Here is a 15,698-nt window from a genome sequence, read left to right on the forward strand (position 1 = left end):
TTGGGGCCGCCTGATGGCTTCACTATGGATCGACTGCGTGGTAAATCTATATGCGGTAGTCATCTTTCGCTGATACACACTATATGGTAATTCAATAGCAAAAAAATGGACGGTTATATCGCTGATTTGCCTGTTTGGTATACGGATTCGAAACAATAGACACCCGATTCTCGGCCCCTCGAATCGGCGTCGCGACTTTCAATTTTAACGGGAATCTCTTAAGTGCCGGTCTTTGGTGGCGCTGACGCAACGGTGCTGCCTGCCCAGGCGAGGTTGTCACTAAGCTGGGCAAGTATGCTCACCGCATCCTTAAGGGGTGCATCACCGCTTTCGAATTGCAGCAACAACAGCAGGTCGGTCGCCTTTTCGAACTCGCCCGGAATCCAGTCGGCTTCGGGGTCGATTTCAGCGCCTGACTCCAATCGTTCAGCAAAGTCCTCGACGATTTCCTGGCAACTTTGCAGAAAGGCTGCGGGCTCCATATCGGAAGTTTCGCGCAGGTCGTCATAGATGCTGGCTATGGCGGCCAGCCAATCTTCGAGGATCGGATTGTTCAGGGGCGGTAGCGCCGAACCAAGGCTGGACTGAATGACCGACCCATCCACAACAGGTGGGCTGGTCTCGGTCAATTCGGTACCGATGTGTTCAGCCAGATAGGGCAGGAAATGATCGTTCAAATCCTTGCGCGCAGCTTCAAGGTCCCTTTGTCGGTGCGCCGACGCAACATGCAGCACCTGTTCCGCCAAATCCTGCCCACCACAGGATTCCCAAAGGTCGAAATCGGGCTCTGGTTCCTGCGACATGGCGCGCACTGCGACGGGCGTGCCAATGGGAACAACGGCCTGGAACATCCCGGCCTTTTCCTTGTCCAGTCGCTTGACCACGCGTTCAAGCGCGTCTCCATCCGGCAACAGGTCGGCGTGGGTAACGGCCAACAGGCTGCTGTCGCGCAGTTTTTGAGGCACTTGCCGCCACAGATGCCGTTCGGTTTCGCGCCACGCATTTGTACCGTTGGTGCACCAGATGGCGCAATCGACATATTCCAGCAGCGAAAGTGTCTGTTTATAGGTGTCATCCAATGCGCCCGATCCAGGAAGATCAAACAACGAGATATCCTTGAGTGCCGGAGTGTTCAGACCGACCGAGATGAAATCCGGCGCGTCTGCCGCTGCTTTTTCCAACGCGATGCCGGAATAGGTCTTGGGCTCTTTGTCCCACCATCCAACGGTGGTTTCCGGAGCGTCGGCATAGGCTACAATCACCAAAGGCAGTTTCAGATGTTGCGGGCCGGTCGGCAGAATATCGGCACCGGCCAGCATATTGGCCAGGCTGGATTTACCTGCGCCAAACTCACCCGCGAAACCGATTGCGACCGCATTGGACAAACGCTCGGCATGAGCCAGGGCCCGCGCCCGCAGGTCGTCCAGGTCCGGCGCGGACGGTTTGTCCTCGGTAGCGTTCAGAAAACGTTCGAGTTGCCGCACGTCCTGCTCGGTTCCGGGAAATTCAATCATTCTGCTGCCTCAGCCTGCAAAGTGTCAGCGCGAACTGGGCCAAGTACGAGACTCAGCTGATCCGCTATGCGCCGCGCCCGATCCACGGCTTGCTGCGCTTCGGTACGCGCATTGCTTCCACCTGATCCGACACGATGTTCCAAATGTCCGGCCAAAAGCGCCAAATAGTGATCTACAACAGTCTGCATCCGTTCTAGCAGGTCACTGCGGGCAGTGTCGATCAGGTCGTCCCCGATCATCTCGAATTCCTGCACAATCATCCGTTCGGCCCGATTCAGAACGCTGCGGCGCGAAATCAGACGGGACAGCCATGTAACGCGCAACTCGACCGTAATACCGCGGGTCAGGGCGGTCGTGTCAGGGCGGAACCAGCGCACCGCGCTTGTGTTCATGCGATTGTCCATCGGTTCGCGCCAACCGGGCAGGGCGCGCAAAGCCGCGTTGCTTTGCATGTCCACCGCATAGAGCTCGCTCAGCATGCGCTGGCGAATGACCTGTGTGGCGCCTTGCACCAGCTCCCGCATCCGATCACGCAACGGGGTGAAGTTCAGTTCGGTTTCACCATCTCGGCTCAGCAAAGGTGACTGGCCGTCCGGGCCGCGAACAACCACCGAAACCGCCTCGGCCACAGTATCGTCCATCACGCCGCGCAGGTTGGCCAAAACATCGTCCATATCCTTGGTGATGGCCTCGGATTTCTCGGCGATCAGGGTGCGAAGCTCGGTCAGGGTGCTGCTGCTTTCTTCGGTATCGCCGGCATCCGGGCCTTCCTCATCGTCCAGAGCCCGCAACCTGGCGGTGCTGCGTTCCAGCTCACCCTGCGCAAAGCTGTTCAGGTGCTGCCAAGACATCCGCAGCTGCTCATGGCGTGGACCGTTGGTCAGGGCCTGGGTCACATGGCGGCGCAAATCCGGCAGGCCGGACGCAATCATGGCGGCAAACCGCAAGATGGCCTCGCGACTGATCGGACCGGGACCTTGTTTGATTTCTTCCACACCGGACAGATATTGTTTCATCTGCTCGGGATGGGCCCGCAGCCAGGCGAGGATCTGGTCGTGATCCACCCCCGTCTCGTCCCCGGTCAAGGCATAGTGCGCCCATTGCGCGCTGCCCATCAGGACATCTATCTCAGAATTACCCAGCGCTTTTTCCAGGCCATCCACGACATCCGCGCGAACTTTACCAGCGTCTTCCGCGCCTCCCCCAAGTTCATCGACGCGGTTGATAAAGACAACGATCTGACCCAATTCCAGTGCCTGCATCAGGCGGAAGAGTTTGAGGTCGGCACGCGACAACGCCTGATGCGCCGAGAGAACAACCACAAAGAAATCGGATTCCTTGAGGTATTGGCGCGAAATCTCCTCGCGGATCAGCAGCGGGTCGTTGACACCAGGCGTGTCGGTAACGGTGATCGGATAGGGGAAATGGCCGATGTCAAAATAGACCTCGGCCTTGCGGGTAATGTCACTGTAAAGGCCGCGATCGGACCCCGGATCATGTGCCTCATCATCAGCCGGATCGTCTCCGGCGCAGACATAGCGGGCCAGATCGTCCGAATTCAACTCGTCAAGATCGTGATGTTGACCCAAGAGTTGTTCATAGCTGTCGCCGAGGCGCAGACGGGCGCGCGTTTTCATCGCCTCGACCTGCTCTTCGATCATTTCGCGTTTATAGCTGTCCTCGTCATCGGGGAACATATTGCGCAGTTCTTCGCCTTCGGCGATCAGGGACTGCCATTGACGGTTATCGAAGAAATGGAACTCGGCCCCGGCCGTGCGGCCCGAGGGATGGCCGAAATGCATGTCTGTAATCACGGTTGTCCAAGGATTCACGTCGGACGGAAGATATTCGGCCTGTCCGGTGAAGCCGTTGATCAGGCGAGACTTTCCGGCCTTGATCTGACCGACAAATGCAATCGATGGCTTAAGGTTCGACAAATCGTCAACAATACGCGAGATGAAATGACGGGTTTCGTCATTGCTCATCTCATTCATATCTTCCGCGATGCGAATAAGTTCGTGGCGGTTCAATTCACTCATTAGTTTACCCTGACAACTCGTTTCTTACGTTAAACTCTCAAAAAAGGACTCGATTGGGCGGGAACGCGGTCATTCGGCGGCGGGTTTCAATGATTTCCACAGGTTGACGACCGCACCCAGTTTCCGTGCATCGTGAAGGGCTCCGGCAATCTGTTGACCGTCGTGGACCAATGCCAGCCCGGCCCCCTGACCACCCGAAGGGCGCATGACAATCAGCTGCGGTACAGCGGTATCACTGTCCTTCTGCCAGCCGGACAGATCGCGTGCGAGGCGCAGTAACAGGTCTTTTTCCGGATGTGCAGGCTGGCCCATGGCGCACAACCCATCCGCTTGTGTGGCCTCATCAACGGCCTCTGGCACCAGAAACCGACCAAGGGCGAACCGATCTGCGCCGCCAAAGAAAGCCTCTGCCGCGCGTTCCGGTACCAGTTCGTCCTCCGCCTCGGGCACCACCGTCATCCGGGGTTCCTCAAGTATTTTGATCTTTGCGCAAGCGCTTTCGACCTCAGAGAAGGTTAGCCCGACATCATCGGCCTCCAATGCCGCATCCGGTCGCAACGATGCCAGCTTGAGCGGGCCTGGTGCCTCTGCAATTTCCGTTACCAAACGGGCAAGTTTTTCTGTCAGATCCTCACGGGATTCAGTTTCGAAATCGGGCAAGGGGGGGCTGCCGCACTCAAACACATCCGTTATGCGCGAACTGCTGACCTCAATCGCCAGGCATGTTTCGTCCGCAGCGACAAATTCCAGCCTTCGCGGCAAAATAGTGCGCCGGATCGCGGTCAAAACCTGATCACGGCGGGCCTGTGCGGTCTCGCCGCTCAGGTAAATCGCCGGAGACAAGCGCGCAACCGAAGAGCGCCCGATATCTTCGAGCATCTCCAGTATTTCCGTATCCATCATGCCGTGACCCCCTCTGGTCCCGTCTAAACTGCTGCCGCTACCGGCCCCAAACTAAGATGCGATTTTGTCAAAGCGAGCCCAATATTTGCGCTGTCGCGGCAGATATAACAAACCACGTGATCGGGATATTCCCGAGTGCGCAGAAAGATATGCAACCGGTCATTCGAAAACACCGCGATTTCCCCAAATCCCGGATGTTCCTCTTCTTCTGTTTCCACTGTCCTCAACAATTCCTGAAAGGCCGTGACGCCGCGTCCCTGAAAAAGGTTCGCTACTGCCAAAGCCAGATTCTCCAATACCTCGGCGTCGGTGTCGTCGGGTGAACTCAACCCCAACAACATACCCGTTTCCATATCAACATACCCGGCTGCCAGGCAGTCGGGTATGGTTTCAATTGCAGCGCTCAACGCGTTTTCGATCGACATCTATCTGCCTGTTCTGCCGACCGCTGTTTCCGGTCGGTCAAAGATGCTTGCCTTGCTACAATACATGCCGCTCGGCGCCGGTGTTGTCATGCCCCTTCGGAACCGGGTGAAGAGAATCCCGCGAGCTTTCTTCGCTTTGCTCTAGCGCGATTTGGTCGAATTCGGCCAGAAAAGCTGCAAACGCATTCTTCAATCCGGCGGTGTCATCCGGCAACGGTTCACTGGCGACGATCTCTTGCCACATGGACAACGCGCTGAGCGGCGAAGAACGTTCAGACGTAAGAAGATGCTCGGAAGTCGGCGCGGGGTCTTCGTCTTCGCTCTCCGACGCATCCGGTTCGATCGAAACGACACTGACCGATGTCAGAGCATTCGAATCCGGTTCTGGTTCGTAATCGTCGTCATTACTTTGCTTTTGCTCAGCAAGTAGAGCGGTAATAGACGAAATCGATTGCTCGATATCCTTCTCGGGCGCCTCGTCAACCTCGGGTTCAGAGGCTTCGTCATCCTGGCCGATGACAATCAGCTCGGGTTCGTCGCTGTCCTCGTCGTCCTCATCCGAAAACTCGAACTCATCAAAGTCCAGACCGGGGTTCGCCAGCGCGCGCAGGTCAAGCGGATCCTCATCGGCATCGCGGAAAAAGGCTCGCAGTTCTTCTTTCGAGCTTTCCTCCTCCTCCTGCACCATCTCGGCACGCATACGATCCGCTTCACCGGCGTCGATACGGGGGCGCTCTGCCTCTTCCGTTTTGCGTTCGACCCGGGCAGGGCGCACGGGGAAATTGGTGACGACGTCGGCCTCGTCCGCGACCGGATCAACCAACTTGAGCGGCGCGGGGTCTTCGACAGTATCAGCCGGTTTGGCCGGACGGATGGGCCGAACCCTGGGCTGATCCGATTGCGATTTGTCGATCTGATAGCGCGAAAGCTGATCAGCGCGAGCGTCCATGATCTGTTCGGTGATCTCCAGGAAGCTGTCGACCATTTTTCCGCCGCCACTGCGCGCCCACAACTCGGCATCGCCTGTTTTGTCGCGTGCCATGATCGCATCACGGGCCGAGAACAGAATCGTACGGTTGAACAGATGTCCGGCTTCGCGATTGACGCGCCGCAGAACTTTCTGACGATCTTTTTGACCCAACGCATCTGCGCGCGTGATCAACAACAGCGACTTGTGCTGCAATCGTTCTGGAAGCGAGACCCAGGTCGCGCGTTCGGTTTCGCGCCAGGCCTGGGTTGAGTGCGTGCACCACAAGACACCGTTCGCCTGACCAACCGCGCGTTGCCACACATCTGTTGAAATCTTCGGGTCCGAGATTCCAGGCGTGTCGATCAGGTCAACCGCCTCAAGAATATCGGCTTCCAGGAAAATACGGACGAATTGTGCATCGTTGACGCCGACCGTTTCCAATTCGTCCAGCGTGATATCCTGCGTACTGCCATCATGCCGTTTGACATAGGCCGACCGTTTACCCCAACTGAACCAAACCGGCGGCAATTGCGTCGCCGTGACCTGCGTTGGCAGGGCTTGCGTGCGCAAAAGAAAGTTCATGAGCGTCGATTTGCCGGCGCTGAATTCTCCCATAAGCGCAAACACGGGTTTGCGGCGGGACCACTGCTCGATGCGGTTCCAGGCTTTGGGAGAGACGAAGCGGGGTTCTGTGTTTTTTACCATAACTCTTCTTATGCTGCTTCGTTGCTAAGGTCTTTGAGGATGTCACCCAGGATATCGTCGCGTGACTTCTGCGGCTGAACCCCAGCCATGAGTGCCGCGCTGTCAGCCGCGGTTTTGTCACCCGATTTCGAAATGTTGAGCAACGTATCCTTCTGTTCGGACAGAAAGTCTGCCATCGCTGCACGTACGTTCTCCAGCACAGCAGCTATCTGATTTTCCTCGATATCCTTGGTGATCGAATTCGCCTCGGACGCAATCAGACGCGTATAATCGGCAGCGTAGGCCTCGAACCCTTTGCGTTTCTGCCACCAGCGGCGCCACCAGGTGCTTTGCAGGTCCAATGCAATGGTGCGACCGATACCCAGCGGTGGCGGAACCCGTGGAACGATTGGCGCTTCGATATTGAATTCGCCCAAATGGTTGCCAAGCAGCTTGTGATAAAGCGCGCCCATATCGGCGGCAGCGGCGCTATACAGCGCGCCTGCCTCTTTGCGCATGGACCTGCCAAAGCTGAAATACGCGGCTTTTTGCAACGTGCGCAGGCCAGCCGGATCATATTGCCAGGTCCCCTGCTCGCCATTCTGTTCCAGATGCGCGATCAGCGAATCTGTCGCGCGTTTGACAAAGTTGGCCTCGGCCGAGGCCAGACGTTCCAGAACCTTGTCACGCAGTTTGGTGGTCAGTTCTGCGACTTTCTTTTCGTATTCCGCCGAAACCGTGGCAATGGCTTCTTCCGGTGCGACACCATCGAGATCGCGCACCACGCCCTCGCCACCCGACAGGGTCTTGGCGACCGATGTCGCCCGTATTTGGCTCGCGATGTTCCGCGCCCGATGGCGCACACGATCCAGCAGGCGTGTCCCTGCCCCTTCGGAGATGCGTTCATTCATGGCCAGAAGCAGGTCTGGCAGACCTGACAGCGCCCAGATCTTGTCAAGCGAAGCAGCCTGATCGCCAAAACCGGCAGCCAGATAAAAGGTGTTCAGCGCCTCGCGGGACTCTTCCGTCAGAATGTCGGGGTTGCCGGTCAACGCAGCCTCAGCCCATTGCGCGCTGCCAAAGACGATGCTGGTTTCGGTGTCGATGTTGTTCTGTTTCAGCGTATCCTGAATCCGATCGCGAATCTCGGGCACCTGATTGACCGGATCTGACAATTCGTCGATTCGATTGACGAACAGAATGATCTGCCGGTTTTCGAACTGAGCGATGATCCGCATCAGAGCCATATCCATGGTCGTCAATGCCTGGCTGGCCGCAAGCACCACAATGCACACCTCGGACCCACGCAGGCTGCGCAGCGTGATCTGTTCCCGCACCATGAAGGTATCATTGACGCCAGGTGTATCGCACAGCTTTAGTGCAATCGGATATTGCGGGATATCCATGTACAGTTCGGCCGACTTCGTCACATCCGCAAAGCGACCGGTCTTTGGGTTGATATCCGGATCATCTTCATCGCCCAGACAGACATAACGCTGGACCAATTCCTCGTCGAAATAGTCGTATTGGTGACTTTGACCAAGGATCAGGTCGAAATGTTTGCCCAGCCTCTCTTCGGACTTGGCTTTCATTTCACCGATCTGACGGCGGATATCATCCATCTCGTCATCGGCCCCTGCCCGGTTGGCCAGTTCACCCAATCGGCCGCCACCGACCATAAGGTTGTTCCATTCTTCCTGTTCAAAGAAGGTGAACTTTGAACGGGTATCCCCTTCGGTCCGGGTGTTGATGTTCAGCGTGGTCACAACAGATGTCCACGGGTTTACATCCGAGGGCAACAGGTTGGGCCGACCGGCAAGAATGTTGACGATCGAGGATTTGCCGGCCTTGACCTGCCCCACCAGCGTTACACTGGCAGTGAAGTTCTCCATCCGGGTCTTGAGCGTTGCCAGTCGGGCCGAGGACCGCGCGTCCGCCACCTCTGTCAGTTGGTCGATCTGTGTCGTCAGCGAGGCCATGGCCTCTGTCATTGGGGACAGAGCCTCGTTACCTACAGACAAAAGGTGGTCGTTACGCGCCATATTCAGCCTCCGGTGCCTGTCGCGGCGATGTGTTTGTTTGCGCCGATCGCGGGTGTTCTGGCCAGAGTGTCGATCCGTGCGATCAAATCCAGCGCATTGCCGAGAATAGCGGCCTCGGTTCTGGGCGAGATCGATTCATAGGCAAGAGAATCGGCCAGTATTTCGATCGAGCGAAAGTGCTCTCCGTTTTCCAGCGACGCGACGCGGCGCCCGGTTGGAAAATCCTGAGATTTGTGTTCCGGCAACGGCATGCGGGCATTTGCAAGCAGGTAGCGATTGCCTGCGTGAGTCTTGAGAGCGATGCCGAAACCCGTACCAGGATGCTGGTTGTTGAGGGTTTTGAGTTCGCCGATAAAGCTTTCACGAGCAAGGTCTACGACATCTTGCTCGGCAGCAGCGGAATGAATCTGATCGGTCACGATAAAGACCCTTATTCTGGAGTTGAGCAGGTACTGGTAAGGTGCCTTGCGGCAGAAAAGACTCATTAACTCCCACCGCACATCAATGATGATCACCGCGGTGTTATTTTGACGCGAATAGGATATTTTGGCGTTTGAATTGTGGCGCAATTAAGACGCGGGCACATACTTATGTCGCAACCTATGCGTGTTTTAGGCATATTCACACGTGAAACGGCGACCCTTCATCAATCGCCAAATGACATAGCATGATCGATCCAGGCTGTTGTGCCAGCAAAGCAAAACTGATTTTATGCCATTGTTATTTATACGATATTCGTGAAATCAATCATTTGCCAATACGCCCCGTCGCTGCAATCAAAAATCTGACAGCCAACCTCGACTGCGCTCTTCTCCGGATGGCGTTGAACAGGCTTCTCAAACTCACTCAACGTAAAATAGTTCTTTGGGCGCAGGCGCGCCACTGTGCGTAAACTGGAAACTGTCTGTTGAGCATATATGGCCAATTGATGAAAATGCGCGCGAAATCGAAATAATTTGCCTTCAGCTTTTACTCGAAGACACTTGCGCCGCACATCAAATGCAAGGCCCTTATCGAACGTTAGTCAAACCCATTTGAACACGCGTTTCGGTCGCGCTGCCAACAGCTGCAAAACTTTCCGTCAGGCGGCAATTTTTCCCCTCGCACTTGCTTTCAAGCTTTGTTATGCAGCGCGCCATGCTGGTGCGAAGCGCCAGAGTGCGGGTGTGGCGAAATTGGTAGACGCACCAGATTTAGGTTCTGGCGCCGCAAGGCGTGGGGGTTCAAGTCCCTCCACCCGCACCAGTCTTTTTCCAAGGGAAAAAGCAGTATTCTGTCCCGACGCTGTCGTTGGCCCGGTTCCAGATCAAAGCGGTTCATGACTGTGGTCGGTCGTGTCCAACCACCAATTTCCGCGGCTGCTGTTCTCCGTGAACAGCATGGCCATGTATCCCTGGGGCTTGTCGCCCATGAACTCCTGGAACGTCCACTGCCCAAATTGGCTCCAACTGCCGACGTCCTGGAATTGCATATATGGGCCCGCGGATTCACTATGAGAGGCCCAATTCGCGATCATGTCTGTCGCAAACGCAGCGCCAAGTGCGCCGTTTAACCACTGAGCCGAAGCATCACGCGATGTCTGACTCTGCGACCCAGTATGAAAAATCATATGAGGCCCGCCCTCATAGAGCAGCATTTTGAGACCGCGTTTGATAGCCTCGGTGTTCCACATTCGCCAACTCGTGTTGACGGCCTCAAGTGACAGAATTTCGTCACCTGTTGGCCCGGTTTCGCGCAGATAGGCATCTATGACTTCATCCGAAGTTTCGGGATACGCTGCGTCAATCACCGCGGATCGACCAGAAGCCAACAATCCAGTGCCAAAATAGCTGGTAATCGCCAGATGAGTGCACCGAGAATAAGGTGCGTGATATGTCCCCGATTTACTATTTCCGTTGCTCGCATAAGTCCGCCAGACCGGGGCATCCAATTGGAATTCTCCGAGCGCATGGAAATCAAGCTGAACATTCAGCGCAATTTGCCTGCGATCGGTGTTCCTTGCATAAACCTTGTCGATCAACCCACCCATCTGCCATGTGCGAAACCCGTGGGCCGAAAGGGTTATGTCGTTTGCGGGTTCAACACCCACTGCGTCGGGCCAAAGATTTTTTCCGAGAGCCTCAAAATAATCGCGCTGGACACCGAATCCAAAGTTCCAGACCTCGTTGCTCACCTCATAGGTGCAGGCCAATTCCGCATCCAGGTTGTCGCGAATAAAGGTGCCGGCTTCGGTGATGTATTCGTCCGTTGCTGCATGGGGAAAACAGAACCACATATCCGCCTTAACACGGTTGCACAGTTCCACCATGACTTCCAGCGGCACCCCGGCTTTGTGATGCAATGCGGTACCATTTCCGTCAACACCATAACTGTTCTGGGACGGGACAGGACGGCCGGACCAGCTGTTCTGATCTGATGCGTTCGTGTGGTTCCAATCCATGAAACGGATCTGTCGCATATTCGACAGGATCGACGAATAGTCCGGATTTATCCTTTCCCCAGCGTCGTATCGCTCGGTTTTGTCCGCCTCTACGATTGATAGGTCGCTGATTGGGCCTGTGACTGCGCTGACCTGAAACAATCCCCCCGAAACATTGCCCAGCGTAAACACAATCTCATTGGGCGATCTGCTGTTGATAATCGAACCCTCTGGGGCGAGCATTGCGCCGGCGCCGCTCCATTGCATTCGAAACTGCTTATCGTTGAAATACGTGTCACCAGCGTCGACAACGATGGTTTTCCAGAAGCGCCCGGGAATTCTCGCCGCGACGATCCACGAAGATGTCTTGTCGACATACCCATTCGCGATCATCCAGTCGATATTTCCGCTTGCGCTGTCCCATGCGCTCATCTGCTTCGAGTGGTCAAGCAACGGATGGTTTGTGGACCAATTCTCCACTGTGTGTGCATTTACCGACAGTATTGGATCCCGAAGTCCGCGCATGAATGGGTTGTAGCCGAGTGTCAGCCCGGCAGGCAAGCCGCTGTCAGGGAATCAGCTCTATGAAACGGTGTCGACCGCGTTGAATGCGCTGGATCTTACGACTAACCGCTTGACCAAGCGTGGAGTTTCAATTGGGCGAAATCGCTTCGTCGGAACCGACGGTTCTATATGCTGGTTTTTTTGAATATTCCTTCGGGAATGCCTCTGATTATCGCCATTATGAGCCGCCACACAGGCAAAACAAAAACTACGTTCTGCTTCTTCGTCGTAGCCAACGCTATTCTTTTGGCGACGTCTTCGGGTTGCGCCGTAAGCTTGGTCGGCAGGTCCATGCCTTCGGTCATTTGCGTTGCAACAAAGCCGGGCAGGACAGTCACTACATGCACACCTTTCTTGGCTAGACGATTGCGAAGCCCTGAAAGAAATGCCGAGAACCCCGCCTTTGCAGACCCATAGACATAGTTCGACGCACGCCCCCTTTCCCCAGCGACCGAGCTGATCCCGATAAGTACCCCGTGTCCGCGTTGTTCAAAGCGATTGGCCAGTATTCCCAATATGCTGGCCGGGCCTTCAAAATTGCTGCGCATAACGCGGATAGCCGCCTGACAGTCGCTTTCGCTTTCTGATTGATCCCCCATCAATCCAACTGCACAAATCGCGATTTCCGGCAGCTCTCCAAGCTCGTCGACAAAGTCTGGATGCGATCGGGTATCGAGAGCATCGAATTCGTGCAACGAGACAGCGACATCGTGTCTGAGCGCAACGTCAGACTTGTCTGACTCAAGGGTGCCCACGCCTCGTGCGGCTAGTTGAACGGGATGACCGAGTGATGCGAACTCATGCGCGACGGCTTTGCCGATATCCGAGCGCGCACCAAGGATCAGAACCGGTGGCTTTGTCATAGAAATAGCCTTTCGGATTGGGCTGAAGCGAACTTGCCCTGCCAGTTGTTGTCTTTGCGCCGTTTGCGAAATGTGTCTGCCCGTGCGTCAGAGGCCGTGAGCGTCTCTGCAGACATACGACTGTCTTTCGCCAGATAGAAGCGCCCTTTGTGGGCAATTGTGATGCTATCGAGCGTTTCAAGGAGCCGGAGTGTTTTGGCGCCGATGGGAAAATCAAGCGCGAGGGTATAGCCCTCCATCGGGAATGAAAACGCACCGTCCTGTGCCCCCAAACGCTTCAATACCGCCAGAAACGACGCCCGACCGGAAGCCGAGATCGCCTCGAGCAGTGCTGTAAGCCCAGCTTGGGATGTTTCCAAAGGCAAGACGCACTGGAACTGAGCAAACCCTTTGCGACCGTAGACTCGGTTCCAGTTCAAAACGGCATCAAGCGGATAGAAATATGTGTCCCAATCCACCAGTTGCTGCCCAACTTTCTGCATTCCCGCCCGATAATATAAAGCGTTGAAGGCCCGTACGCTGAGGTTGTTGAGCGTCATGTTCGGCAGATCGAACGGTACAGAGCGTTGTTTCTTCTTTGGCGTCTGAAAAGGCGCCTGTCGCTGTTGATCAGACAAATCGTTCAAAGTGGCATGCTCGCCGAACATAACCAGCGAACGCCCAAGATCGCGACCACCCGCCAGGCAATCTATCCAGGCCACGGAATAGGTCGAATCCTGGTTTGCCTCGAAGGCCTCGATAGCAGATTTCAGGTTTGGCGCTGCACGCGTGGTTTGTCGTATCCACGCGGTTTGAACCCTGCGCAGGCGGATCGCTGCTTGGGTGATGAACCCTGTAAGCCCCATACCACCCAGAGTGTGCTCAAAGAGCCCCACGTTATTGTCGCGGCTGCAACGGGTAATTTCGCCATTGGATTGCATGACATCAATCCAGTCAACACAAGCCCGAAAGCTGCCTTCCTTGTGGTGGTTCTTGCCATGTACGTCCGCGGCAATTGCGCCGCCAAGCGTGACGAATTTTGTACCCGGTGTAACAAAGGGAAACCAACCACGAGGAAGAAACGCTGCAATGATATCCCCAAGCAAGACGCCGGGTTCGGCGATCAAGTGGCCAGTTTCGGGATCGAAGGCCAGCATACGGTTCAGGTGACGCGTCTCCAATGTGGCAACTTGATTGATCGCACTGTCACCGTATGCGCGCCCATTTCCGCGGGCAATAAGCGACGGCTCGGCCAATACCATGTCACGAAGTACCGCGATGCTACGGGGGGCAAGAACGCGTGCCTCCAAGACCGGGTATCTCCCCCACCCCGACAGCTTCATCCAGTTGCCTCCAGTCGGCGATCAGTGAATACAAAGCGACGGTCGAGGTTGTATTTTATGACGTAACCGATGCACAAGCCTACGATCGCACCCAATTCCCGCATCACGTCTGTTCGCCAGATAAGCCAGAACGCGGTTTCTGCACCCCAGAAAATTGCTGTCGTGAACAGGCCCATAACGGTGTATAGCGTGAATTTCTGGCCATGCTCCTTCAGACCCGTTCCGAGATCCTGAAATATCCAACGTTTGTCCAGGAAGTACTTGATGATCAAACCCACCACGGTTCCCGCCCCAACAGCAAACGCGAATGTGGTAGCATCCGCTCCATTCATGAGGATCATGCGTTGAACACCAAGGTTTGCGACGGTCGCGATTACAGCAAAGGCTGAGTACTTGAACACTAGCTCTCGCAGGGTCAAAGGACGGCTCCTGCCAAGATGAAGGCCAGTATGATCGCGAAACAGATTTGGCTTACGCGGTCTCTGGCGGCATAGACCACGGGGTCGTCATCCATCTCGCCCCGATGGGCAATCATGACCGTACGGGTGACCCAAAAGAGCAAGATCGCGCAAACGCCCCAAAGAACCTGCGGATTTGCATACAACTCGGTCACCGCTGGTGAGTTTACGTAAAGCGCCATCACAAGAACCGCGACATATCCCGCACTGATGGAAATCATCGAAATGATGGGCAAATCGTCGACATGATAACCGCGCCCCGACGCTTCGAGTTTTCCACGCTTTATCGTATCGACAAGCTCCGCCTGCCGTTTGACCGCTGCCAGAGACAAGAAAAAGAATATTGAAAACGCAAGAAGCCAGACAGAAAGGGTAATCCCGGTCGCGGCCGCACCGGCGACAATTCGCATGGTATAGAGCCCGGCCAGGACACAGATATCGACCACGATGCGCCTCTTGAGATTAAGAGAATAACCCGTGGTCAGCGCGTAATACACAACCATTACGCCGAAAAAAACGGGTCCCAAGTAAACTGCGACACCGGCACCTAGCGCCAAAAGGCCAGCCGCCATCCATGTGCCGTAGGCGATTGGGATGTTGCCTGCCGCGAATGGCCGCAAGCGCTTTCGTGGGTGCGCACGATCTGCATTCAAATCCAGCAGGTCATTCAGAACATAGACACTGGACGCAACCAGACTAAAAGACACGAAAGCAAGCAACGACAGCAAAAAGCTGAGACCATCTATTTGATGCGCAGCCAGCATCGGCAGAAAGACAAGCACATTCTTCAGCCATTGATGGGGTCGGATCGCTCTGAAATACGAACTCGCTTTCGGGGTATTGGTTGTGAGATGCTCGACATCTTCGGCCAATTGCGTGGCGCGCTTTTGCGTCGCGTCGGACCCATTGACGGTTATCGCCCGTTTCGTGTGTTTCCAAATCGCCAGATCGGCATCTGAATCGCCCATATACGAGAATTGCTTTTCACCGTACTTTTCGACCAAAAATCGCGCTTTGCGTTCGCCTTTCAGGTTCTCGACGCCGTCTGAACCATAAATTTCGTCAAAAAGCTTAAGATGCGTCCCAATGTCCTGAGCGATTTTGTCGTCCGAAGCGGTAACCAGGGCCGTGCGCCCCCCCGCTTCGCGCCAAGCTTCGATGCGCGAAATGACATTGGCATCATATGGCAAAGTTGTGACATCCACCTGCGCCGATTGCGCGAGATAGCGTTTCAGCGCCGCTTTTCCCTGCATAAGCGCCATCACAGATCGGAAAGGACTACGCCAATCTCGACCAAATGCTGACCAGAAACTTTCGAAAAGCATGTCGCTTTTCAGCAGCGTACCGTCCAGATCAACAACAAGAACTTCGCGCATGAAAACTACCAGTAGAAGCCTCGAGTGTTTTAGTTTCGCTTTAGGGGATGAAGCCGCTTTTGTCGCCCCCTACGACCAAAATACTGCGCAGATGACGCAGTTCAGTGTCAGAGTGTGCA

At 55.4% G+C, this 15,698-nt stretch carries 12 protein-coding genes and 1 tRNA gene; 1 reads left to right on the forward strand and 12 read right to left on the reverse strand.

The genetic code is table 11. From position 1 onward, the window contains the following. Positions 1 to 218 precede the first annotated feature (218 nt). The 7 genes from ACR0JA_RS10595 to ACR0JA_RS10625 all read right to left on the reverse strand — a co-directional run bounded on the left by ACR0JA_RS10595 (position 219) and on the right by ACR0JA_RS10625 (position 9,062). The gene (locus ACR0JA_RS10595) at positions 219 to 1,514 is read right to left on the reverse strand and encodes a dynamin family protein (protein WP_480573878.1); all 1,296 of its coding nucleotides are present in this window, start codon (positions 1,512 to 1,514) and stop codon (positions 219 to 221) included. After that, a complete protein-coding gene (locus ACR0JA_RS10600) occupies positions 1,511 to 3,553 on the reverse strand; it encodes a dynamin family protein (protein WP_480573881.1) in 2,043 nt (680 codons plus the stop codon). Before ACR0JA_RS10600 ends, ACR0JA_RS10595 begins: the two co-directional genes overlap by 4 nt. Positions 3,554 to 3,622: 69 nt before the next feature. Then, a complete protein-coding gene (locus ACR0JA_RS10605) occupies positions 3,623 to 4,456 on the reverse strand; it encodes a hypothetical protein (protein ID WP_480573884.1) in 834 nt (277 codons plus the stop codon). Between the two features lie 23 nt (positions 4,457 to 4,479). Continuing rightward, a complete protein-coding gene (locus ACR0JA_RS10610; protein WP_480573887.1) occupies positions 4,480 to 4,881 on the reverse strand; it encodes a hypothetical protein in 402 nt (133 codons plus the stop codon). Between the two features lie 55 nt (positions 4,882 to 4,936). Next, positions 4,937 to 6,556, reverse strand: coding sequence for a dynamin family protein (locus ACR0JA_RS10615; RefSeq protein ID WP_480573890.1), 1,620 nt, complete (start codon positions 6,554 to 6,556; stop codon positions 4,937 to 4,939). Between the two features lie 8 nt (positions 6,557 to 6,564). After that, positions 6,565 to 8,577: a dynamin family protein gene (locus tag ACR0JA_RS10620; protein WP_480573893.1), complete on the reverse strand. Its 2,013-nt coding sequence runs from the start codon at positions 8,575 to 8,577 to the stop codon at positions 6,565 to 6,567. A 2-nt stretch (positions 8,578 to 8,579) separates the two neighbouring features. Beyond that, positions 8,580 to 9,062 (reverse strand): hypothetical protein, encoded by a 483-nt coding sequence (locus ACR0JA_RS10625; protein ID WP_480573896.1) that lies wholly within the window; start codon positions 9,060 to 9,062, stop codon positions 8,580 to 8,582. A gap of 675 nt (positions 9,063 to 9,737) precedes the next feature. Between ACR0JA_RS10625 and ACR0JA_RS10630 the strand changes: the two genes are divergently transcribed. Continuing rightward, positions 9,738 to 9,822 (forward strand) — tRNA-Leu (locus ACR0JA_RS10630). Positions 9,823 to 9,883: 61 nt separating this feature from the next. Here the strand turns inward: ACR0JA_RS10630 and ACR0JA_RS10635 are convergent. From ACR0JA_RS10635 to ACR0JA_RS10655, 5 genes are all read right to left on the reverse strand, one after another. Further along, positions 9,884 to 11,428, reverse strand: coding sequence for a hypothetical protein (locus ACR0JA_RS10635; RefSeq protein WP_480573899.1), 1,545 nt, complete (start codon positions 11,426 to 11,428; stop codon positions 9,884 to 9,886). A 257-nt stretch (positions 11,429 to 11,685) separates the two neighbouring features. Beyond that, entirely contained in the window at positions 11,686 to 12,423 is a 738-nt protein-coding gene (locus tag ACR0JA_RS10640; protein ID WP_480573902.1) for an SDR family oxidoreductase, read from the reverse strand. Beyond that, positions 12,420 to 13,745, reverse strand: a complete 1,326-nt coding sequence (locus tag ACR0JA_RS10645; protein ID WP_480573905.1) for an FAD-binding oxidoreductase — start codon at positions 13,743 to 13,745, stop codon at positions 12,420 to 12,422. Before ACR0JA_RS10645 ends, ACR0JA_RS10640 begins: the two co-directional genes overlap by 4 nt. Beyond that, the gene (locus tag ACR0JA_RS10650) at positions 13,742 to 14,164 is read right to left on the reverse strand and encodes a GtrA family protein (RefSeq protein ID WP_480573908.1); all 423 of its coding nucleotides are present in this window, start codon (positions 14,162 to 14,164) and stop codon (positions 13,742 to 13,744) included. Before ACR0JA_RS10650 ends, ACR0JA_RS10645 begins: the two co-directional genes overlap by 4 nt. Then, positions 14,161 to 15,579: a UbiA family prenyltransferase gene (locus ACR0JA_RS10655; protein WP_480573911.1), complete on the reverse strand. Its 1,419-nt coding sequence runs from the start codon at positions 15,577 to 15,579 to the stop codon at positions 14,161 to 14,163. The genes ACR0JA_RS10650 and ACR0JA_RS10655 overlap by 4 nt, the downstream gene beginning before the upstream one ends. Between the last annotated feature and the right edge of the window lie 119 nt (positions 15,580 to 15,698).

The organism is Ruegeria sp. AM4 (assembly GCF_056540665.1).

What these genes read in the sequence shown, in the direction of transcription:
- ACR0JA_RS10595 (WP_480573878.1), bottom strand. Translation starts at nt 1,514, where the DNA reads ATGATTGAATTTCCCGGAACCGAGCAGGACGTGCGGCAACTCGAACGT.
- ACR0JA_RS10600 (WP_480573881.1), bottom strand. Translation starts at nt 3,553, where the DNA reads ATGAGTGAATTGAACCGCCACGAACTTATTCGCATCGCGGAAGATATG.
- ACR0JA_RS10605 (WP_480573884.1), bottom strand. Translation starts at nt 4,456, where the DNA reads ATGATGGATACGGAAATACTGGAGATGCTCGAAGATATCGGGCGCTCT.
- ACR0JA_RS10610 (WP_480573887.1), bottom strand. Translation starts at nt 4,881, where the DNA reads ATGTCGATCGAAAACGCGTTGAGCGCTGCAATTGAAACCATACCCGAC.
- ACR0JA_RS10615 (WP_480573890.1), bottom strand. Translation starts at nt 6,556, where the DNA reads ATGGTAAAAAACACAGAACCCCGCTTCGTCTCTCCCAAAGCCTGGAAC.
- ACR0JA_RS10620 (WP_480573893.1), bottom strand. Translation starts at nt 8,577, where the DNA reads ATGGCGCGTAACGACCACCTTTTGTCTGTAGGTAACGAGGCTCTGTCC.
- ACR0JA_RS10625 (WP_480573896.1), bottom strand. Translation starts at nt 9,062, where the DNA reads ATGAGTCTTTTCTGCCGCAAGGCACCTTACCAGTACCTGCTCAACTCC.
- ACR0JA_RS10635 (WP_480573899.1), bottom strand. Translation starts at nt 11,428, where the DNA reads ATGAGCGCATGGGACAGCGCAAGCGGAAATATCGACTGGATGATCGCG.
- ACR0JA_RS10640 (WP_480573902.1), bottom strand. Translation starts at nt 12,423, where the DNA reads ATGACAAAGCCACCGGTTCTGATCCTTGGTGCGCGCTCGGATATCGGC.
- ACR0JA_RS10645 (WP_480573905.1), bottom strand. Translation starts at nt 13,745, where the DNA reads ATGAAGCTGTCGGGGTGGGGGAGATACCCGGTCTTGGAGGCACGCGTT.
- ACR0JA_RS10655 (WP_480573911.1), bottom strand. Translation starts at nt 15,579, where the DNA reads ATGCGCGAAGTTCTTGTTGTTGATCTGGACGGTACGCTGCTGAAAAGC.